The 20,197-nt window shown below is 54.9% G+C and carries 17 protein-coding genes; 14 read left to right on the forward strand and 3 right to left on the reverse strand.

All coding sequences use genetic code 11. The features are described from left to right. Positions 1 to 482: 482 nt before the first annotated feature. Entirely contained in the window at positions 483 to 2,873 is a 2,391-nt protein-coding gene (locus DXB00_RS14755; protein WP_119215113.1) for an S-layer homology domain-containing protein, read from the reverse strand. A gap of 323 nt (positions 2,874 to 3,196) precedes the next feature. Here DXB00_RS14755 and DXB00_RS14760 point away from each other — a divergent pair, with 323 nt between their 5' ends. Genes DXB00_RS14760 through DXB00_RS14795 form a run of 8 tightly spaced genes read left to right on the forward strand, consistent with a single transcriptional unit; the run spans position 3,197 to position 11,524 of the window. Then, positions 3,197 to 3,388: a hypothetical protein gene (locus DXB00_RS14760; protein WP_147359226.1), complete on the forward strand. Its 192-nt coding sequence runs from the start codon at positions 3,197 to 3,199 to the stop codon at positions 3,386 to 3,388. Between the two features lie 23 nt (positions 3,389 to 3,411). Beyond that, positions 3,412 to 6,189: a hypothetical protein gene (locus tag DXB00_RS14765; protein ID WP_119215115.1), complete on the forward strand. Its 2,778-nt coding sequence runs from the start codon at positions 3,412 to 3,414 to the stop codon at positions 6,187 to 6,189. Between the two features lie 27 nt (positions 6,190 to 6,216). Continuing rightward, on the forward strand, positions 6,217 to 6,960 hold the full coding sequence (locus DXB00_RS14770) for a vWA domain-containing protein (protein ID WP_118564662.1): 744 nt from the start codon (positions 6,217 to 6,219) through the stop codon (positions 6,958 to 6,960). A 5-nt stretch (positions 6,961 to 6,965) separates the two neighbouring features. Further along, the gene (locus DXB00_RS14775; RefSeq protein ID WP_119215116.1) at positions 6,966 to 7,733 is read left to right on the forward strand and encodes a PP2C family serine/threonine-protein phosphatase; all 768 of its coding nucleotides are present in this window, start codon (positions 6,966 to 6,968) and stop codon (positions 7,731 to 7,733) included. A gap of 23 nt (positions 7,734 to 7,756) precedes the next feature. Next, complete coding sequence (locus DXB00_RS14780) at positions 7,757 to 9,055, forward strand: hypothetical protein (RefSeq protein WP_119215117.1); 1,299 nt, start codon at positions 7,757 to 7,759, stop codon at positions 9,053 to 9,055. Further along, the gene (locus DXB00_RS14785) at positions 9,052 to 10,017 is read left to right on the forward strand and encodes a WYL domain-containing protein (protein WP_119215118.1); all 966 of its coding nucleotides are present in this window, start codon (positions 9,052 to 9,054) and stop codon (positions 10,015 to 10,017) included. The genes DXB00_RS14780 and DXB00_RS14785 overlap by 4 nt, the downstream gene beginning before the upstream one ends. Next, positions 10,014 to 10,421, forward strand: a complete 408-nt coding sequence (locus tag DXB00_RS14790; protein ID WP_119215119.1) for a tetratricopeptide repeat protein — start codon at positions 10,014 to 10,016, stop codon at positions 10,419 to 10,421. Before DXB00_RS14785 ends, DXB00_RS14790 begins: the two co-directional genes overlap by 4 nt. After that, the gene (locus DXB00_RS14795) at positions 10,382 to 11,524 is read left to right on the forward strand and encodes a tetratricopeptide repeat protein (protein WP_147359227.1); all 1,143 of its coding nucleotides are present in this window, start codon (positions 10,382 to 10,384) and stop codon (positions 11,522 to 11,524) included. The genes DXB00_RS14790 and DXB00_RS14795 overlap by 40 nt, the downstream gene beginning before the upstream one ends. A gap of 41 nt (positions 11,525 to 11,565) precedes the next feature. On the opposite strand, the gene DXB00_RS14800 is transcribed toward DXB00_RS14795, so the two are convergent. Then, positions 11,566 to 12,801, reverse strand: a complete 1,236-nt coding sequence (locus DXB00_RS14800) for a tetratricopeptide repeat protein (protein ID WP_119215121.1) — start codon at positions 12,799 to 12,801, stop codon at positions 11,566 to 11,568. A 202-nt stretch (positions 12,802 to 13,003) separates the two neighbouring features. Here DXB00_RS14800 and DXB00_RS14805 point away from each other — a divergent pair, with 202 nt between their 5' ends. From DXB00_RS14805 to DXB00_RS14825, 6 genes are all read left to right on the forward strand, one after another. Next, positions 13,004 to 13,924, forward strand: a complete 921-nt coding sequence (locus DXB00_RS14805) for a M48 family metalloprotease (protein ID WP_119215122.1) — start codon at positions 13,004 to 13,006, stop codon at positions 13,922 to 13,924. Between the two features lie 29 nt (positions 13,925 to 13,953). Then, positions 13,954 to 16,032, forward strand: a complete 2,079-nt coding sequence (locus DXB00_RS17500; RefSeq protein ID WP_119215123.1) for a zinc-ribbon domain containing protein — start codon at positions 13,954 to 13,956, stop codon at positions 16,030 to 16,032. Between the two features lie 44 nt (positions 16,033 to 16,076). After that, positions 16,077 to 16,601: a vWA domain-containing protein gene (locus DXB00_RS14815; RefSeq protein WP_199697314.1), complete on the forward strand. Its 525-nt coding sequence runs from the start codon at positions 16,077 to 16,079 to the stop codon at positions 16,599 to 16,601. Further along, positions 16,598 to 16,771, forward strand: a complete 174-nt coding sequence (locus tag DXB00_RS16755; RefSeq protein ID WP_199697316.1) for a hypothetical protein — start codon at positions 16,598 to 16,600, stop codon at positions 16,769 to 16,771. Before DXB00_RS14815 ends, DXB00_RS16755 begins: the two co-directional genes overlap by 4 nt. A gap of 17 nt (positions 16,772 to 16,788) precedes the next feature. After that, complete coding sequence (locus DXB00_RS14820; protein WP_119215124.1) at positions 16,789 to 17,775, forward strand: PP2C family serine/threonine-protein phosphatase; 987 nt, start codon at positions 16,789 to 16,791, stop codon at positions 17,773 to 17,775. Positions 17,776 to 18,063: 288 nt separating this feature from the next. Further along, positions 18,064 to 19,413 (forward strand): ATP-binding protein, encoded by a 1,350-nt coding sequence (locus DXB00_RS14825; RefSeq protein WP_119215125.1) that lies wholly within the window; start codon positions 18,064 to 18,066, stop codon positions 19,411 to 19,413. A 524-nt stretch (positions 19,414 to 19,937) separates the two neighbouring features. On the opposite strand, the gene DXB00_RS14830 is transcribed toward DXB00_RS14825, so the two are convergent. Next, on the reverse strand, positions 19,938 to 20,197 hold a 260-nt coding region (locus DXB00_RS14830; RefSeq protein WP_207665897.1), incomplete at its 5' end, for a hypothetical protein.

The raw sequence follows: 20,197 nt of genomic DNA on the forward strand, positions 1-20,197 counted from the left end.
TCCAAGCCGTTCCTGTACGACTACCAGAGTCAGGGTTGCTGTCCCCATAGGGGTATGAAATGTTTCCACGGCATGGAGGAGGTAGTGGCACACGACGACTAAGTTGCTGTCCCCATAGGGGTATGAAATGTTTCCGATATCATCGAAGTACAGGACGACTACTACGGTGTTGCTGTCCCCATAGGGGTATGAAATGTTTCGGCAAAACAGCATAAAAATAATGAAGCAATTCAGTTATTCAGCTGTTTTTCTGTAACTTATTATAATAATCACTGCAAAAATTTGATATTACAGCGCTATTACCGGTAAAATTAGCCGTTCATTGCGGTGTAAACCTGCCCCAAACCATCCCTTGCATAAGATTATATCACGCGATTCGCACCAACGCAACCAAAGGACCCGAGGGCCATTCCTATTGCATACGCCGGAACAGCCCTCGGTTCTTCGTTCAACTAATCCTATTGGGTTATCGCCTGTTTGTCTTACGACTGCGCGTCCAGATACTCCACCTCGACAAAAAAGCTCTTGACCTCGCCGCTAGTATCGGTGCTGAACCCGCTCTTTACCTTGCGGAAATCCTTACCGGCTACCATGCCGTCCACGACATTTCCTTCGTAGAAAGCGTTGTTCGCACCCCAGGAAATGAAGTCCTTCTCGGAGGAAACCGGCGTAAAGCCCGGGTCGTATGTGCTCGGCACGTCAACCGTGATGCGGGTCTCGCGGTTGCGGATACCCTGTTCAAACACCTCTTTCCACGCTTTGATACGGTTCTGCTCCCAGCGGTGATTGAGGATCTCCACGCTGGTCGTCATCTCGAACAGCATGTAGTCTATGTGGGTATAGTCCTCAAAGCTGTAATCGTCCGCATTCATGCGGTCGCAGGCGTACTTGATAGCCGCTTCCGAATAGTTCGGGCAGCTGTAGACGTAGTCCGCCGCTTCACCGGACTTGATCGCGCGCTGCAGCTCGAGGATGAGTTTCTCACCCTGTTCGGAGACCGACTGCGAGTTCTCGTCCTGCCGGCGCTGAATCTCCGCCTGAATGTCCTTGCGGAACACCGAGAAATACCACCGGTTGTCCTCGGTCTTCTGCGTTTTAGCCGTACCGCAGATGACGAAATCCTCACGAGTATTCAGTTGGGTCAGCTTTTCCCACGCCTTCTGCATCGGTCCATACTCATACTTGTCAGCAGGAATATAGATCTTGCAGGAAACGTCATCATTCGTCAGGGTTTCGGCGTTTCGCAGCGACTCGGTATCCTGATACGGCATCGCCGCCAGCTGCTGCTGCATCTGCGCAAGGATTTCATTGACTAGCGCGTTGTACTGCTCCTGTTCCTCCTGCTGCTTCTGCTCCTCGTCATTCAGAACGGTCGTGTTGTCGTACTTCGTGCTGGTGCACTTGCGGGACGCCGTCCACCCGGAATGATCGCGGGACATGAAGCTGTCGCTGCGCAGGAAGTAGTCGTACCGGACATAACCCTTGCGGTCAGGCGTCGGGTCGTCCCAAGTGGTATCCACATGGTACCACTCACCGTCGATCTGCACGATATCCCACGCATGGTTGCTGTTGCGGACGTATTCGACCGGAATACCCGCTTCTTCGAGCAGCATTTTATACGCATAGGCGTATCCGGCGCAGACCGAGGTATGCTCGAGGATAGCGCCGTACGCGGTGTACGAAATGTGCGGCATATTGCCGGAATACAGGCGCATATCGTACTCGTTGTTCAGCACCAGATAATCATGCAGCGCCTTCGCCTTGTCGTAGTCGCTCATATCGTCGGTGACAGCTTCGCCTACGATGATCTTGACCGCACTACGCAGATTCTTGTACTGTTCTCGCTTGATATTAACGTCTGCACCGTTCAGATACTCGTACTCGATCGTCAAGCGAGCAACCTCGTTATTGGTCTTGCGCGTGGTGTCGAAGGAGAAATGCCGATACGGACCATCCGGGTCGAACACATAGGCGTCGTCGATCGCTTGGTTGCACACCTTGTAGAAGGTATTCCAATCGACATGGTACTGCCGCAGGTCCACTTCCGTTGTGCAGCTGACGATTGCTTGATAGATGGCGTTGTACGCACCTTCCGCATCGGTGACGCACGGTGTCTCATGCGGCTCCCGCGTGTCCTCCGTCTTGTCTGATTCGACGATCTCCGGCTTGGTCTCTTCCTTCTTCTCGTCGAGCTTCGTCAGGTCGCTGACCGGCTTTTCAGTCACTTGAGGTGTCGGTTCCGGCGCAGGTTCCGGTTTTGTCGTCTGCGTGGAACCGTTTTTACTGCGGTACAGGAAGGTCGCTATCTCGGCACGGGTACACCCCTTATCCGGCGAGAAAGCGAACGCAGACGTACCGGTTGTTATGCCGCTGGCTGCAGCCCAGGAAACAGCGTTCGCGTAATACGCGCTGCTGCTCACATCCGCAAATCTGGCCATACTTTGCGGATTCGGACTGCCGACGGCTCTATGCAGGAACGTGGCGACCTGAGCGCGTGTTACCTGTTTGTACGGCGAAAATTCAGTTGCCGAGGTGCCGGATGTGACGCCGTTCTGCACGGCCCACAGCACCGCCTGATAGAAATAATCCTCCGGCGCTACATCTGTGAACGGATTGTTCCCGCTGACCGCAGGTGAACCGTTTGCCCGCCACAGGAACGTGACCGTCTGTGCTCGCGAGCACAGCTTGTCCGGCGAAAATCGGTCCTTGTCCGAGCCCGATGTAATGCCTTCGGAGGCCGCCCAATCCACCGCCGTTTTGTAATAAGCATTCGGTGAAACATCCGAGAACGCTTGCGCACTGACGGCGGACAGTGATGCGATGCACAGAACCGACGCGATACAGCTCCGTACTTTGAAAAAACGTTTTGCCATGAAAAATTCCTCCTTCTATGGCACTCTGGTGTGGATAATCTTCTGTCTCTATGAAAGGAGTAAAGAAATGCCGCCATCCCTTGACGGCATTTGCAGTATACCGCAAAAGTACCGTTCTGTTCTTTCAAAAACGATAGAAAACACGGGTACAAAAGCTGATTTCTCGGCTGCGGTTCCCTTGCGCATCAAGGCAAATGTGCTATAATTAAAATTGGTTTTTTGTAACATTTCAGGCAGGTGCGATTTCTATGGAAATTGAAAATTATCCTGCTGCATATATGATAAACTGGAAACAACACAAAAAGGGATTGGCAGGGAGAACGATGGCGAAAAAACAACAGCAGAGCATCGAACTGGATTATGAACAGAAACGCATGGCCAACCTGTTCGGCAAAAACCTGACCGAAGCCGATGGTGTGCGCCGGTTCTGGCCGAAGGCTGCCGGGCGGCGAATAAAGACGGCGGTGTATCCGATGCGGAGTTCTGGGAAGGGCTTTTTCTGCAGAGCAAAGTAAAAGGGAAATATGGCAGCAATCTCTTGAGGGAAAGCAAGTATGACGGCAGTCCGGATGAAGTACCGTCTGACCCATATTCCTCTATTGATTACCAGTGCACATTAAAATATCTGGCTCACGGTCATGAACGTGTATTCGATAAGAAAAAACCGGACGAGCACCCGAAAGATAGCGACAATTTCTTTCGCTATTTCAATTTGATGGGTGACAAACGGAATTATATCTCAAACTTGAAAACAGCGATTCATCTGCGAAACAAATACTCGCACGACACAATCGAGGGCATTCAAAACATCACAGCAGACAGCCTGAAGCAGGATATTCAGCTGTTGGAGCGCATTACCGTACCGCTGTGCAAAAGAGAAGATTTTCCGTTTGCGGACGAAATTCGCGCGTACTGGAAACGCATCGAAGAAGAGTACCACCGGAAATTCAGTGCGCCGCCGATCGACCTTGACGACGCTGCCTGCGTGGTATTCCGCACGGACGAGCTGACGCTGGAGCAGATTGCCGCCGTCAAGGATGTAATCCAAAGCTACAACATCAACGAAAAGGACGGAAAAATTTACGAATATCCGGACCGCACAAAGCTGGAAGAACTGCTGTCCTATACGGTGCTCCGTCCGCGCGGCAGCGAGGAAGAACGCAGGCAGCTTGCCGAGCAGACCGAAAAACGGTCGAAAAAGCGCCGTGAGACCACGGAAAAACTCGAAAAGCTCGATGAGACCGGCGATACCTCAGAGTTCGCCGAGAACAAACCGGATGAACTGCGTCTGCCGGAGGAGGTCAGCGCGGCTCTCCGTCCCGAGCGCCGTATGTTCAAGCTGGAGCAGCAGCTGCAGGCCGTTCTGCAGAATTTTGTGCTCACAGCGGATGAAACGCTGTTCGAGTCCGCAGTCGGCCGCCGCTATATCTCCGCAACGCTGCTGCCGCTGCTCGCAAAGGAGAAAAAGCAGCTCTGGCTGGATTCGTCCGTTATCGGCACGATGTTCTCCAAATTCCGCAGCAGCCGTCCGTCCGACACCGAAGCCTTCGACGAGGAACGGCGCCGCGCGCTGGAAAAGCTTCACAAGAGCGAAAAGAACGCCATCAAGGCTCTGCGAGCGCTCAACGAACACGGTCTCATCCGTGTGGTGTACAGCCCGACCACCAGCCGCAACAGCAGTGACAATCTGCGTGCCGCCGCTCTCCAGAACCCGACTACGCGCTTCTGGCTGCTGACCATGGACAAGTCCATGTCAGAAGCCGCTGCCGCGCTGCCCTGCCGCAACCTCGTCACGTCCAAGCCGATGGACGAAGCCGAACTGCTGTTATTCGGTGCAACCTGTCCGATGCTCTCCGAGATGAGAGACCCAAAATCCACACCGGCTCCCGCACCTGCACCGGCTCCCACAGAGCCGAAGGCGCCGCACAGCACAACCGGCACCGTGCTCAACGCCGCATGGCCAGACGGACACTATTCCGAAATTCGCTTACTGTCAAAGATCGGTGAAGGCGGTGAAGGCCAAATCTTCAATACCAATTCGCCGGAACATCTGGCGGCCAAAATCTACACCGGAAAGCGAATGAACACCGAGCGTAAGAACAAGCTGGACTACATGGTGCAGCATGATCCGCATATTCACGGTCTTTGCTGGCCATGCGCGATGCTGTACACGAAGGATGAAATCCCGGTCGGTTTCCTCATGCCGAGTGCCGCCGGTGTCGAACTGGCGCTGACCGTGTTCCATCCCGGCCGTGGGCAGCGCCGCATCATCGAGCGCGGCTGGACGCGCAAAAGTCTGGCACAGATCGCTGCCAATATTGCGTCCATCTTTGCGCAGATGCACAGCCACGATATTTTAATGGGCGATATCAATCCGCGCAACTTTATGGTCGCGCAGGACTGCAGTGTCAGCTTTGTAGACTGCGACAGCTACCAGATCGGCGCTTTCGGCTGTCCGGTCGGCACGGTGCGCTACACGCCGCCGGAACGCCATCGAGAGATGAAACGTCTCGGTAGAGTGGACTTTGGCTTTACCCGCACCATTCAGGATGAGCAGTATTCCCTCGCGGTACTGCTGTTTGAGATCCTCACGCTCGGCCGTGCTCCCTACGAGAGCCGCAACAACAACAATCAGGATGTAGTCGATGCTATTATTGCCGGTACATTTCCGTATCCCTACCGTTCGGACGATGAGGACCAGCCTGCCAACAGCAAACTCAACCCGCCTGTCGGCTTTTCGCGCTACATCTGGAGCCACACCACACGCCGTGTCAAAACGCCGTTCTACAACACGTTCACCAACAAAAAACGTTCGACTGCTGCCGAGTGGGCCGAGACCATGACCGAGTATGTCCGCCAGATCGAGCTTGGGCACAGCACGGACGAGCTGATCCCGAACTCGTACAAGGATATTTCCGATGTGTCCGAGGACGGCACCGAAATGGTCGATCTGGTCTGCGAGGACTGCGGAAAACCGTTCAATCTGGGTAAGGATGTATATGAACGCCGTCAGGCGAACCGTGAGCCCATGCTCTGTCTGTTCTGCTGGGATATCCAGCAGAATCTGAACCGCCAGACCTACCGCGTTACCTGCTCGGAATGCGGCAAGGAATTTGCCACAACCTCCGGTAAAGTCCTGAGCCTTCAACGCAAGAACAAAGACATTCTGTGCCCGGACTGCCTGAGCGCCAAACACTGTGACGACTGCGGCGCTTTTATCTACAACCGCAGCGTGGCTCAGATCCGCGAGATGCGGATGAAAGGAAAATCCGTCTGGTGCTCCAGCTGCCTTGCCAAGCATTTGGGAACCCGATAACCGCCGTGCACGAAAGGAGAAACCACTATGGCTTCCAGTAAAAAACCCAAATATCCGGTAGAGACACCGGAGGAAAGCAAGATCAGCCTTACGGAACTGGCCAACAATCCGGAATCGCGCACGCCGATCATCGTATGCGTGGACTGCTCGTATTCCATGCTGCAGAACGGCCGTCTGTACAAGATGATGGAGGGTCTCGAACGCTTTCGCCGGGAACTGGAGAACGATCCGATCGCGGCGGATTCGGTTGAGCTGTGCATTGTCAGCTACGGCGGAACCTCGGCCCGTGTAGAATGCGATTTTGAGTCGCCTGACCGGCTCAAAATTCCGGAACTGCACGCCGACGGTGAAACGCCGCTTGCCGACGCCGTGTTCACCGCACATACCATTCTGCAGCGGCGTCTCGAGCGGTACAACAAGGTCGGTGTCAGCCATTACCGTCCATGGCTCGTCCTGATCGGAGACGGCGACGAAAGCCAGTCCATGCGTGATCTGGACAAGGCCGCCAGGCTGCTCAAGACCGAAAGTGACGAAAAGCACCTCAGCGTGCTGTGCGTGTCGGTCGGCGATGCGGATAAAGCGGAGTATACGTCGCTCGGCAAACTGTCGCCGGACGGTCAGGTGCAGTATCTGAACGACCTGCGCTTTATGGACTTTTTCGGCTGGCTGAGCCGCAGTATCCAAAAGACCAGCCGATCGCTCAGCGGCGAGGAAGTCAAGTACGATCCTACCGCTGAATGGGGTGAAGTAAAGACCGTTTACAAGAGGTGAACCGTATGGAATTCAAGATCAGTTTAGCAAGGGTTACCGGCTCGGACCATAGTCTGCATAACATCCCCTGTCAGGACAAAACGGCGGTATTCGCCGGTGATGATTACACCACGGCTGCACTTGCAGACGGCGCCGGAAGCCGTCCGTACAGCCACATCGGTGCAGAACGGGCAACCGTTGCGGTTGCAAGCAAGCTGAACGTACGCTTTGAAGATTTTTGGGAATACGAACCGCACATGGTCGCAACCGGTGCATGGGTCGAAGCCACCAATGCCATGCTGAACGAACCCTATTCGCTTTACGATCAGGCGTGCACGCTGCTGTTTGTTGCCATCGCTGAGGACGGCCGCTATATCTCCGGCCACATCGGAGACGGTGTGCAGATTCTTGTAGAGCCGAATGGCGAAATGCGCACATTCAGTCCGCCGGAAAACGGCGAATACGAAAACGAAACCTGGTTCATCACCGGCGACGATGCGGTCGAGCATCTGCGAATTCAGAAGGGCACGCTCCAAGCCGGCAGCACGCTGCTCATGATGAGCGACGGCACGGCGAAAAGCCTGTACCAGACTTCGACCGGCGAGCCTGCTCCGGCCTGCCGGACCATTGCACGCTGGCTGAAAGAGAAGGAAGAGGACGAGGTCAGCTTTCTGCTGGAAAAGAACATGAACGAAGTGTTCTGGTCCCGCACCTCGGATGATATGAGCCTGATCGTCATTCGGGTGCAGGAAAAGCAGGAGGGCCACACGGATCCCAATCTGCTCAAACTCTGAGAGAAACGAAAAAAGGATGGGTTATGGGTAAAAACATCACAGGACGGCGACAGTACGAGAGCATTCGCAGCCTGCTCAGTCATATCTACTTATACGGCTTTTTCTCGCGCGAGGATTTTGAAGCAGCGAATATCATCAAGGTCAAATCCTACGATCAGGAATTGCGGCTGATCTACGATATCTTCCCGAAGGATGAACAAAACGCACTTGTCCGCGGCGGCCGTAAGTACCCGCGGATGGAACGGCTGTATACCGAGAGCGGAAAATACGGTCTGTCCGGCAGCTACTCGCTGTACACGATGGACGAGCAAAAGGAGCTGCCGCTGACGCTCTCCATGCTGAACGGTCTGGCGCAGAAGCCGGCTGCCGCACCCGAACTGTGCAGCCGACTCGAAAAAGAGGGTAAAAGCGATGCCGACGGCAGTTCGCTGTATAACTGGGTGCTGCGCCACCTGAAAGACCTGGCGAGCACCGGTTATCTGTGCAAAAACGGCAGCCGGTTTGCCGTCTCGCCGGACATCCTCGGCATTCTGTCCGAGGATGAGCTGATGCAGTTCGAGCATTTCGTCACCTTTGCTTCGGGTGTCGGCTATCCTCGCGCAACCGGATATTTTATCTGCGAACAGGTGGCAAACGAGCGCTATCGCCGCGGCGATACGCATGAGCATCCGTCTCCTTTCCTGCTGCGCCATAACACAAACGCCAATATTCTGGACGAGGATCTGGTCTATCAGCTGCTGGATATCATCGCGCAGCACGCCGAAGCGGAAGTCAAATGGGACAGGCTGAAAACCGAAAAGGCCGTGCAGGGACGTGTCAAGCCGGCGGCAGAAACCGTAACGCTACTGCCTGTGGCCGTTCGCATCGACACCCGGCTGGGCCGCTGGTATCTGCTCGGTATGCGCGGCGAAATGCCGACGATGGTGCGGCTCGGCAGCATCCATGCGGTGAAAAAGGGCAAACCGGTCTCCGAGGAGGTCTGGGAACACGCGGTGCAGACGGTTGCCGACACCTTCACGCACACCGGCTGCTCGGGCCGCATCACCTACGGCGATACAACCGAGGTCCGTGCCGAACTGCATTTTGACAGTGCACCCGGTATGCGCACCCAGTTTGAACGCGAGATACGGCAGGGACAGATCATCGAACAGGACGGGCAGGAATACTACTGCGCTTATGTCAACGATCCGGGTGAACTGGTGCCGTTTTTGCGCTCCTTTGCGCCGTGGCTGCGCATTCTGCCCGGAGAACACGATCTGGACAGCCGGATCTCGTCCCAGCTGACACAAATGCTCGAAAATCTGGAGAGAAATATGCCGTGAATTTGTTCCATAAATACTATAACCGCGCCTTTCTTCTCGCGCTGGAGCTGCTCGCGCGGCTGCAAGGCGGTCAGACAGTTTCCGTCCGCGAAGCCTTTGAACTGGCGAGAAAAAAAGGGCTTACCGAAGCAGATTCGGTCATAAAACCGCTGCTCGATTACGAAATTGTCCAGCGCGCGGACAACCGCTATTATCTGAACCTTAACTACCGCAAACTGCGCCTGCCGATGCAGCAGACTGAAAAACAGTGGCTCTCGTACATGCTGGCCATGCCGGAGGCGCGGCTGCTGCTCGAGGAAAACCTGTACGACCGTCTGTCGGAGTTCTGCGGCGGCAGCGATTCGTTTGACGCAATACAGCGTTATGCGCCGCATGCTGCACCGTGTAACCTGCAGGAGCAGGAGAAAATTCGGACGCTGCTCCGTGCGATACGGGGTCGGCAGAACATCCGCTACCGATTCCGCACCCGGGATGACAAAACGCCGCAGACCGCCTCCGCTCTGCCATGGAAGCTGGAATACAGCGCGTTTGACCGCCGTTGGTGGCTGATCCTCTATTCCGAGGAGCAGGACCGTACGATCAAAGCCAAGTTAGAGAACATCCTCGAACCGGAACCGATGCAGACGAGCGATGTGCCGGAAGAGAAGATCGAACAGGCGATGGAACGCCTGCTCATGCCCGAACCGGTGCGGCTGGCCGTCAAACCGGAAAAGGGAGCCGTCGAACGCTGTTTTCTCGTGTTCGAGAACCAGCAGTTCGAGGAAACGCGGCAGACCTCGCACGATATGGTGCAGCTGTCCTTCCGGTGGTATCGGTTTGACGCGCATGAGATCGTTCGGCGGCTGCTGTATCTCGGCCCAATGGTGCAGCTGCAAGGACCAAAGGTGCTGCAGGAGGAGCTTGCGGCAGTACTCCGAAAAGCACTGTCTGAAAATACAGAAACAAGGGGGAACATCCAATGAACAGAGAAGATCGTTTTTATGATCTGATGGAAGAAAACACCGATGACGCCAGCATTCAATATGAGATCGGCCTGTGTTATCTGAACGGCGACGGCACGGAGAAGGACACCGCCGAAGCCGAAAAGTGGCTGACACGAGCCGCAAATCAGGGACACGAGCAGGCGAAAGCGCTGCTCGAAAGCGGCAATCATGGCACGCCGGAGAAACCTGCGGAGACCGACATCCTCGAACTGTGCATGAAAGCCGAGGAAGGAGACAAGGACGCGCAGTACGCGGCAGCGCGGTACTTCATGGCGCACGGTATGGCGCAGACCGAAGCAGACCGCTATCTGAAAGCCGCGGCTGACCAGGGCAACGGGCAGGCGTGCGACGAACTCGGCGAAAGCTGCTGCAGCAGTCGATGAACTGCGACAACCAGAACGACCGATTCGAGAAGGAAAAACAGGCGATCCGGTATTTCAAAAATGCGCTTGACTGCGGTATTCCGCATGCGGCAGAACGGCTGGCCGACTGCTATCTGAACGCACGCGGTACGCTGCAGAACGACCCGGAACAGGCCGAGGCGTATTTTGTCAAGGCCGCCGAGCTGTACGCACAGCAGGGAAAGCCGATGGCGCTGGTCGAGCTGGCCGAGCGTTACGCGGTCGGCAACGGCGTGCCGGAAAGCTACGGTAAGGCACTCAGCTACGTCAAGCGCGCGCAAAACGCCGGTGTGTCCGATGCGATGGAGCAGTTCAGCAGCGATGTAGAGAACTATCGCGCAGCGCAGCAGCGTGATGCCGAGGAGAAGGAGCGGCAGAGGCAGGAAGCCGAAGCCGTCAAGCAGCGCGAGGCCGAGGAAAAAGAACAGCAACGTCAGGCGGCCAAAGCCCAAAATCAAAAGCGTTATGATGAGATTCAGCAGGAATTGCAGGAATGGGAAAACAAACTGCAAGAGCTGCGAGTAACACGCGCGCAATCGCAAAAGTTTGAACGCGAAAATGTGCATAAATGGCTAACCATGCCGCATGATATCAGCACACCGCCGGGAAAGGCTCAGAGAACCCTTTTGGTCATCGGTGCAGTAGTTTCAGCAATAAGTATGCTGGGGCTTGTGCTGCTATCCTTCCAGTCTGGCAACGGCACCAACGCGGTTATAATCAGCCTGTGCGAGATTCTCAGCGGTATATTTATGTTTAAGTTTTGGCGTGAAGGAAGCATCCGCCGCTATATTTCGGAATTTATCTTCCTGTTTATGACGCTGATGTTCTGGGGTGTATTGCTTCCGCAGGACCCGGACGCAGATAATGTAGGTATGATGATGCTTGCATGGGCATTTGTTATTCTTCTGGCCATGCTGTGGAACATCTTCCAGACGGTGCAGAAGATCCGGAATCTCAAAAATCATTCGGCGAATGTTGACCGTAACAACCAGCTAAAACAACTGCTGAACACGCAGATCAAGGAAGCACAAGAAAGGATTTCCGCGCTGCAGCAGGAGATGCAGACCATATTGAACGACCTGTAATAACAGAAAAACAGCCTGACCTTATGGTCAGGCTGTTTATTTTACGAAAAGATATGTAATACCTGGCTTCCAGCATACCAAATTAACGCTACAACAATAAACAGCAGTATACAGCCGCAGGAAGATTCGTCTTTATCTTTTGAACCTATCAGGGAGAAAATACCACCAAAGATAAACATCAGCACTTTGCAGATGCCGCCAGCGATCTGACCCAAAATCTCCAACACGCGGTCCAGATAACGATAGAACGTATCTCTTATTTGCTGCTTTTGGCGTTCGCTATGTAATTTCTTTGCAGCAGCGTCAATTTCCTCCTGCCGCTGTTTGGTCTCCTCCTCCCGGCGCTTCCTCTGCTCGGCTTCGGCAGCTGCCTGCTGTTTCTGTTCCTCCGCCGCGATAGCCTCCTGGTGCCGCCGCTGCTCGGCGGCCAGCTGCGCCTGCTGTCGCTGCCATTCGGCGTGCGTTTCTGCCTGCCGCCGCTCCTGTTCTGCGCGTTCCTTCTTCTTCTGCTCGTACTGTGCGAGCCTTTCGTCAAATTGCGCACGCGCGTCCGTCATACCGGCTTGCTCGGCCTTTCGCACCCAGCTGAACGCCTTACCCAGACTTTTGTCAATATCTTCCCCTTCGGCATACCGGAGTGCTAACCGAAGCATCTGTTCTGCCGCCTGCTCTGGCGTAGCAAACCGAACCGCGCGTTCAAAATTCTTTTCCGCCTGTTCGCGGTCGTGCGCTACGCCGAGTCCGTACAGGTAGCACTGCGCCAACAGCTCAGCTGCCGGCGCACAGTTGCAGTCCACTGCGTTTTTCAGTATGGAAACCGCCTTCTGATAAGTAAGCTGCTCGCCATCCTGTCCACAGCCGTCATGCAACGGCAGCGGAAGCATAGTTTTCGCCAGTTCGTAACAAGCCATCGCATGACCCTGCTCGGCCGCCATACGCAGGTAACGCTGTGCTTCGGAGCGATTATTCTCCAGAAACTGCATTGCCGCTGCATACTGCGCATCCGCATCTCCCTTTTCGGCGCGCAGACACAGTTCCGGCAGGCTAACATTCTCGGTATTCGGAGATTGATCGGCAATACTGTCCTTCCCCAGCATCTCCGCTGCCGCTGCATGCCCCAGTTCGGAAGCACGGCGGAAATACGTTTCTGCTTTCTGGGTATCCTTATCGGTTCCGTCGCCGTTTAAATAGCACAGACCGATCTGATACTGCGCTTCCGCATCGTTTTCATCGGCCTCTAACAGGTCGTAAAAGCGTTCTTCTCTGTTTTCGTCCATGTCGTTCCCCCGTGATGTACTGTATTGTACGGTATTGTCCTTAGTATACCATATTTTCCGAAAAAATGAAACACAGACATAGACCCAGCTGTCAGCGGTCCATGGCTGTGTTTTCTATTGTTTTTGAAATCTCCGATGGATATCCCGATGCTATACTATGTACATCAGCTGAAAACAAAACAACTTTTAAGGAGCGATTATTATGTATTTCATTGATCTTTTCAAACGAATCCTGCGGAAATCCAACATTTCTCTGATCATTTACCTCATCCTGAACGTCCTCATCATCAGCGGCTGCTCCGCGCTCGTGTTCTACTCCAGCAATGTTCCTGTGCCGGTCGGACTGCTCATCGGCGCCGTCCTTTATGCGCTGTCCCTTGCGGTTGCGCTTTCGCCGTTCGGCGAGTGGCTGCTGCGTCTGCAGACCGGCTGCAAAAAAATCTGCCGAACCGATTACCTCAACTACATCATGCCGCTGTTCCGCGAGGTGCACGAGCGTGCACGCGAGCTTGACCCGTCCATTCCCGCAGACGTGCAGCTGTTCATGAACGATGATAAGTCCGCCAACGCCTTTGCCACCGGCCGCAAGACCATCTGCATTACCGAAGGACTGCTGCGCATGCCGCCGGAGCAGATCAAGGCTGCACTCGCTCACGAGTTCGGCCACATCGCCCACAAGGACACCGACCTCATCCTGTTCGTCACCATCGGCAACATGATCATCACCACCGTTCTCCTGCTCCTCCGCTTGTTCATCAACTTCATTCACTGGGGTGCCGATCTGGCGGCGCTGCTGATCGGCGGACGAGACGGCGTATTCGCACTCGTGATGAACTCGATCTGCCACGCGATGATGATCCTGTTCGTCGGCTTCTGCAGTTGGGCGTGGAGCGGCGTCGGCACCGCCCTCGTCATGCACTCGAGCCGTTCCGCCGAGTACGAAGCGGACGAGTTCGCGTTCCATCTTGGCTTCGGTGACGCACTCTGCGCACTGCTTGACCGCATCGGTGGCGAACGCGAGACCGGCCTGTTCGCAAGACTCGCCAGCAGCCATCCGGATAAGAACAGCCGCATTGCTCACCTGCAGCAGCTGGGCGCTTACACGATGCCGTTCCGCAACTGAGCGGACACTGATTTGAAAGGAGAATTATCATGTTGTATACCGTAGAAAAGAAATTTGCCGAGCACCTCGAAGAGACCGTTAAGAAGTATCTCATCTTCATCGACACCTGCAGTTTAATGAATGAAAACGCCGATCAGTTCTGGGGCAACATCATTCCCCTTCTCCTGCGCGAGAACAAGCAGATCATCGTGCCGCTGCAGGTCTGCCGCGAGGTGGAAAAGCACGCGAAAGCGCCCGAACATGTCGATCCGCGCCGCAGTCAGCTGGCCCGCAAAGCGCTCAGCACCATTGACCGCCTGCAGAAAGCCAACCTCATCACCATCTACGGCGATGACAACGACCGCCTGTTCGCGGACAACGTGTTCCAGACCGTCTTTACCCGGTTCCGTCTGCGCTACGATCTGCTGCTCATCACGCAGGATCACAATCTTGCAGCCGATATTATGAACATCCGCAGCAGCAAGGCGGTAAACGGCGTGCGCAGCATCCGCGTTGAGCGCATCACCGAGAACGGATGTCTCGGCATCTTCGGCAGACCCAAACGCCGTGAAACACCGGTAAGCAGGCCGGAGACTGCAGCCGCTCGCCGAACGGCTGCTGTGCCGCCGGACGACTGCTTCCGGCTGGCCGACAAGGTGAAATCCTGCGCCTGCAACTGGACGGTTTCGTCCGTTCCATCCGAAGGTGCGACTGTTACCGCGCTGTACGACAGCAACCGCAAGAACATTCAGCTGTGCCGCAAGATCACCTCCGGCGGTGAAGGCACGATCTACCAGACCAACATTCCCGGCATGGTCGCCAAGATCTACAAAAAGGAAAAGCTGAACCGCACCCGGCACGAAAAGCTGTGCCTGCTGGCGCGCAAGAACCTCAGCTGCGACGGCGTTTGCTTTCCGCTGGCGCTGCTGTACGACAAGGAATACAACTTCGTCGGCTATCTGATGCGGCAGGCGCACGGACGCGAGCTGCAACGGTGCGTGTTTCAGCCGCAGCTGCTCAAAAGGTATTTCCCGAACTGGACCAAGCAGGACACGGTGACGCTGTGCATCACCATCCTGAAAAAACTGAAGTACCTGCACGACCGCAACGTTATCCTCGGCGATATCAACCCGAACAATATTTTGGTTGTCTCCCCGACCGAGGTGTACTTTGTCGACACCGACAGCTACCAGATCGAAGGATTTCCGTGTCCGGTCGGCACCATCAACTTCACCGCACCGGAGATCCAGCGCAAGGACTTCTCGACCTTCCTGCGCACCATTGGCAACGAGCGTTTCGCCGTTGCGACGCTGCTGTTCATGATCATGCTGCCCGGCAAGCCGCCGTACTCCCTGCAGGGCGGCGAAAACCAGGTTGAGAACATCTTAAACGGTGATTTCGCCTACGCCTCCGGCGAACGCTGCTCCGGCAAGGCTCCCGAAGGGATGTGGCGCTTCTGCTGGAGCCACCTGCCGCGCTACCTCAAGAACGACTTCTATGAGACCTTCCGCAAGGGCGGTCTGCACAGCACCGAGCAGACCCGTTTCAGCACGGATGTGTGGCTGCGCAAGTTCGAGTATTACCTCGACCTGCTGCAGAGCGGCAAGCTGTGCGAGCACGACAGCATGTCGATGGAGCTGTTCCCGACCCGGCTGAAAAAGAACCCGCACGTTGCGTACATCAAGTGCCGCATCTGCGGCAATGAAGTGCCGGCTGACAAGGCGATGGAGGGCATCTGTGGTGACTGTCTGAACAAGGGCGAGACCTATCACTGCGCCGAGTGCGGGCAGGAGATGGTGTACAAAAACTACCACAAGTACATCAAAAAAGCGCCGAGACGGACCGTGTGCCCGGACTGCTATCACAAGAAGAACGCCGTCTACACGACGCTGCTCTGCGCGGACTGCGGAAAGCCGTTCTCCATCACCTACGGCGAAAAGGAATCCTACGACAAGAAGGATTTTCATCTGCCGCGCCGCTGCAAGGTCTGCCGGACACGCCGAAGCGGCTCGATTTTCAGCGATATTCCCTATCAGATGCCGCGTGAAGAGAAACCGCAGACCGATGAGCCGATCAAATCCGACCGCTCCTCCTTCCTCTCCGCACTGGAGAAGTGGTTCCGCATGTAACCTGTTCCCTAACCTAAACCCAATCCGCTAAAGGAGTGTTTTCTATGTATACTACCGAAAAATATCTGTTTGATTGCAAAAACCTGGTCAGCAACCCGTCTGCCCGCGTTCCGGTGTGCCTGTGTCTGGATGTCAGCGGCTCGATGGACGGCCTGCCCATTCAGGAACTGAACGAAGGTGTTCACCAGTTCTATCAGGCCATCAAGGAGGACGAGACCGCGCTGTACGCCGCTGATATCTGCGTTATCACCTTCGGCGGCACGGAGCCGGTCTGCCTGCGGGATTTCTCCGGCCTCGACCAGCAGCCGGAGGTGCCGACGCTCTCGGCTGGCGGCATGACGCCCATGGGAGAGGCTATCAACCTGGGGCTTGATCTGCTCGAACGCCGCAAGGAGCAGTTCCGCAGTGTCGGCGTGGACTACTTTCAGCCATGGTTCGTGCTGATGAGCGACGGTGCACCGAACGGTGCTGCCGACCAGCTGGCACGCGCCAAACAGCGTATGGACAGCCTTGCAAGAGACAAAAAGCTATCCGTTTTCCAATCGGCATCGGCGCCCATGCCGATATGAAGGCGCTGGCCGAATTTTCACCGATGCGTTCGCCGCTCAAGCTGAAAGGACTGAAATTCCGCGAGTTCTTCGAGTGGCTCAGCCAGAGTGTTTCCACCACATCCCAATCCATCGCCGGTGAGAGCATTTCCCTCGACTTTGAAGGTATCAAGGGCTGGGCCGAGCTGTAACAGAAAGGAGCGATCACATGTGGAGATCGGTATGCTGTGCCATGCAGGGCAGCGGACACAAGAAAAGCGGCGTACCCTGTCAGGATAAGACCTTCCGGCTGGACAAAAACGGCGTGCATGTCATTGCGCTGTCGGACGGCGCCGGTTCGGCTCGGCTGTCGCATTTCGGCGCGGAACGAGTGGTCCGAGCCGCCGCTGAACTGGTCGCGGACCGGTTTGCTCAGTATCAGGAATGCGAGGATGCCGAAGCCGTCCGGCAGGAGATACTCTCAGTCCTGCGGCATGAACTCGCCGAAGAAGCCGAAAAGCATAGCTGCGAAATGCACGATCTCGCCTGCACGCTGCTGCTGGCCGCCGTCAGTGGAGAACGGTTTCTGCTGGTGCATATCGGTGACGGCGTGATCGGGTATCTGGATGGCGATACGCTCAAAGTAGCGTCCGTTCCGGACAACGGCGAGTTTGCGAATGAGACCACCTTTGTCACCTCGGACAAGGCCGCCGAGACCATGCGGCTGTTCAAGGGCGAACTGCGGGACAAGGCCGCATTCGTGCTGATGAGCGACGGCACCGAGCACAGCCTGTATCACAAGCCGAGCCGCGCGCTCGCGGATATCCTGACCGATGTGATACAGCGCGCGTGTCTCATCCGCGCCGATGTGCTGCAGCGGCAGCTTGCCGACACGTTCGCTTCCGTGGTCTGTCCGCGCACGCAGGATGATTGCAGTATTGCCATTCTCGCACGTCCGGGAAAGGCGCTGCGCATCGTCGACCAGCTTAGTGTCGAGGAACGCCGACGGTTGTATCATATCCAGCGCGCAAGGGCACATACGGCGCGCAGGATCAGGCGGTATGATGCGATGCTCGTGTTGCTCGAGCAGCCGCATAGCCTGCGGCAGATCGCGGTGAAGATTCATCTGAACCCGCGCTATACCAAGCAGCGGCTTGGGCAGCTCGAGCAGCTTGGGCTTATTGAACAGGCGAACGGCTGGTATCAAAAAGCGTGATAGAAAGCAAAAAAGCATGCTATATGCATGCTTTTTTGTTTTTGTTGCTGTCCCCCGCAGGGGCGCGAGTTGTTACTATTTATTGTTATTATAACACGAGGTTCGCACCAACTCAACCGCTGCTGCACATCCTCTGCCGCACGGCAGTGAAACCTTAAAAATGTGATTTATATGCAATAACTCGCTCATAAAATGTGAACAGACTAATAATTCTCGCTTTAATTTTGTGCGGGCAATTGCATTTCTTCCTCTGTCGGGGTATAATACCCTCATAAGAGGTGAACCCAAATGCTTTATCTAAAACGCAAAATCGACGCTTTTCTGTCGGAATGGAAAGCAAATCCGGATAAAAAGCCGCTTATCGTCAAAGGGCCGCGGCAGGTCGGCAAGACCGAATCCATTCAGCGCTTTGCCGCAGAGAACTACACGAGCGTTATCATGATCAACTTCGTGGAGGAGCCAAAGTACAAAATGATCACCGTGGACGGCTACAAAGCGGCGGATATCATCAAAAATATCTCGCGTATAGACCCGTCTAAGCGGTTTATTGAGGGTGAAACCCTGATTTTCTTCGATGAGCTGCAGGAGTTTCCCGATATTGCGACCGCGCTCAAATTCTTCAAGATCGACGGCCGGTTCGACGTCATTTGCAGCGGTTCCATGCTCGGCATTAACTACCGCAAGATTGAGAGTAACAGTGTCGGCTACAAGACCGATTACGAGATGTTCTCGCTGGATTTTGAGGAATTTTTGTGGGCCGGCGGCTACGACGATGCCTTTATTGACGATATGCTGACGCACATGCGCACGCTGACACCGTTCAACGAACTGGAAATGTCGGTCTGCAGCGAGCTGTTCCTTAACTACTGCATTCTCGGCGGCATGCCCGCTGTTGTCCGCGAATTCATCGAAAAGGGCACGTTTGAAGGCTCACTCGAAACCCAGCGCCAGCTGATCGCGGACTATAAGGAGGATATCCGCAAATACGCGGACGGCATGGACCAGACCCGCATTTTGAACGTGTTTCAGCACATCCCGGTGCAGCTTGCCAAGGACAACAAGAAATTCCAGATTTCCAAGGTCGCATCCGGCGCGCGTTTCCGCGATTACCGCGGCTGCATTGAGTGGCTGAACGATGCCGGCATGGTCAACATCTGCTACTGCCTGAATTTCCCGGAACTGCCGCTCAAGGGCAATTACGACGAGACAAAGTACAAGCTGTATTTTGCGGACAGCGGCCTGCTCGTTGCCATGCTGGATGAGGAGGCGCAGGAGGACTTGCGCGCCAACAAAAACCTCGGCGTGTACAAGGGCGCACTGTATGAGAATGTAGTCGGTGAAGCGCTCGTCAAGGCCGGGTATCAGCTGTATTACTACAAGCGCGAGGATTCCACGCTCGAGCAGGATTTCTTCGTCCGCACGGCATCCGCGCTCATTCCGGTCGAGGTCAAGGCCCAGAGAGGCACGGCGAAGTCTCTGCGCACGCTCATCGCCAGTGATAAGTATGAGGATATTCACTATGGCATCAAATTTACCGCCGGGAATGTCGGGTTCAGTGACGATATTTATACGTTCCCGTACTTTTGCGCGTTTCTGCTCAAACGGTATCTGGCGGGTGAGCAGAGTGGGAAGTTGTAACTTTGTGATGTTGTAACTTTATGACTTTGCGCTCTGATCGGTATAGAAAAAAAGAGAAACTGCAACCGCAGTTTCTCCTTTTTTCATTACTTATTTGCTGCCTTACAGCCGATATAGAAACGTCATAATCTGCGCTCTGATGCAGTGCTGGTTCGGCGTCACAGTGAGAGCGGTCGGTTGATGGTAAACGCCCCGCTGTCAGATGCCAAATCGCTTACCGCTTCAAATACCGAGAGTGTCAACTGACCGCTATCTCGTCTACAGTTTGAGTCTAAGCAAATAACATAAATCTCCTCGGAACCATACCCTATATTCTATCCGTCTAATCCGAATATAAATCGTTCTAACGTATGAGATGGAAGGTGGATGTGACGCTGTAAATCAATAGTATATAACTTTATAGCGTTGTAAAGTTATAACTTTTATTTAGATAAATATTTTATAAAATACAAATTCCGACAAAATACGCCTTATTTTGTCGGAATTTCTTGCATATAAAGTTCTAACGTTACAACTTTACAACGTTACGCAAAAAACTGATCGAGTGCCTGCCGTACCAGTTCGGACATATCGCAGTCGCGGTGGAAGGCTGCCGCCTTGAGCTGCTTATGCTGCTCCGGGCGCAGACGCACGGTCACCTGCACGGTGGAGGCTTTCTTCTTCTCCGCAGTCGGCGCGGCAGCGGTTTCCTGTGCCGGCTGCGGCTCCTCGTCCTTGCGGCCGATCATATTCTTGAACATTTCCTCTGCGCTGAGTCTTGCCATTACTGTTCCCTCTCCTTCTC

It is taken from the genome of Butyricicoccus sp. OF10-2, from assembly GCF_003481925.1.
Taxonomy (GTDB): domain Bacteria; phylum Bacillota; class Clostridia; order Oscillospirales; family Butyricicoccaceae; genus Agathobaculum; species Agathobaculum butyriciproducens.

Coding starts and splice junctions, on each gene's coding strand:
- DXB00_RS16755 (WP_199697316.1), top strand. CDS start 16,598: ATGAAGGCGCTGGCCGAATTTTCACCGATGCGTTCGCCGCTCAAGCTG.
- DXB00_RS14770 (WP_118564662.1), top strand. CDS start 6,217: ATGGCTTCCAGTAAAAAACCCAAATATCCGGTAGAGACACCGGAGGAA.
- DXB00_RS14775 (WP_119215116.1), top strand. CDS start 6,966: ATGGAATTCAAGATCAGTTTAGCAAGGGTTACCGGCTCGGACCATAGT.
- DXB00_RS14820 (WP_119215124.1), top strand. CDS start 16,789: ATGTGGAGATCGGTATGCTGTGCCATGCAGGGCAGCGGACACAAGAAA.
- DXB00_RS14755 (WP_119215113.1), bottom strand. CDS start 2,873: ATGGCAAAACGTTTTTTCAAAGTACGGAGCTGTATCGCGTCGGTTCTG.
- DXB00_RS14825 (WP_119215125.1), top strand. CDS start 18,064: ATGCTTTATCTAAAACGCAAAATCGACGCTTTTCTGTCGGAATGGAAA.
- DXB00_RS14790 (WP_119215119.1), top strand. CDS start 10,014: ATGAACAGAGAAGATCGTTTTTATGATCTGATGGAAGAAAACACCGAT.
- DXB00_RS14760 (WP_147359226.1), top strand. CDS start 3,197: ATGGCGAAAAAACAACAGCAGAGCATCGAACTGGATTATGAACAGAAA.
- DXB00_RS14815 (WP_199697314.1), top strand. CDS start 16,077: ATGTATACTACCGAAAAATATCTGTTTGATTGCAAAAACCTGGTCAGC.
- DXB00_RS14800 (WP_119215121.1), bottom strand. CDS start 12,801: ATGGACGAAAACAGAGAAGAACGCTTTTACGACCTGTTAGAGGCCGAT.
- DXB00_RS14780 (WP_119215117.1), top strand. CDS start 7,757: ATGGGTAAAAACATCACAGGACGGCGACAGTACGAGAGCATTCGCAGC.
- DXB00_RS17500 (WP_119215123.1), top strand. CDS start 13,954: ATGTTGTATACCGTAGAAAAGAAATTTGCCGAGCACCTCGAAGAGACC.
- DXB00_RS14805 (WP_119215122.1), top strand. CDS start 13,004: ATGTATTTCATTGATCTTTTCAAACGAATCCTGCGGAAATCCAACATT.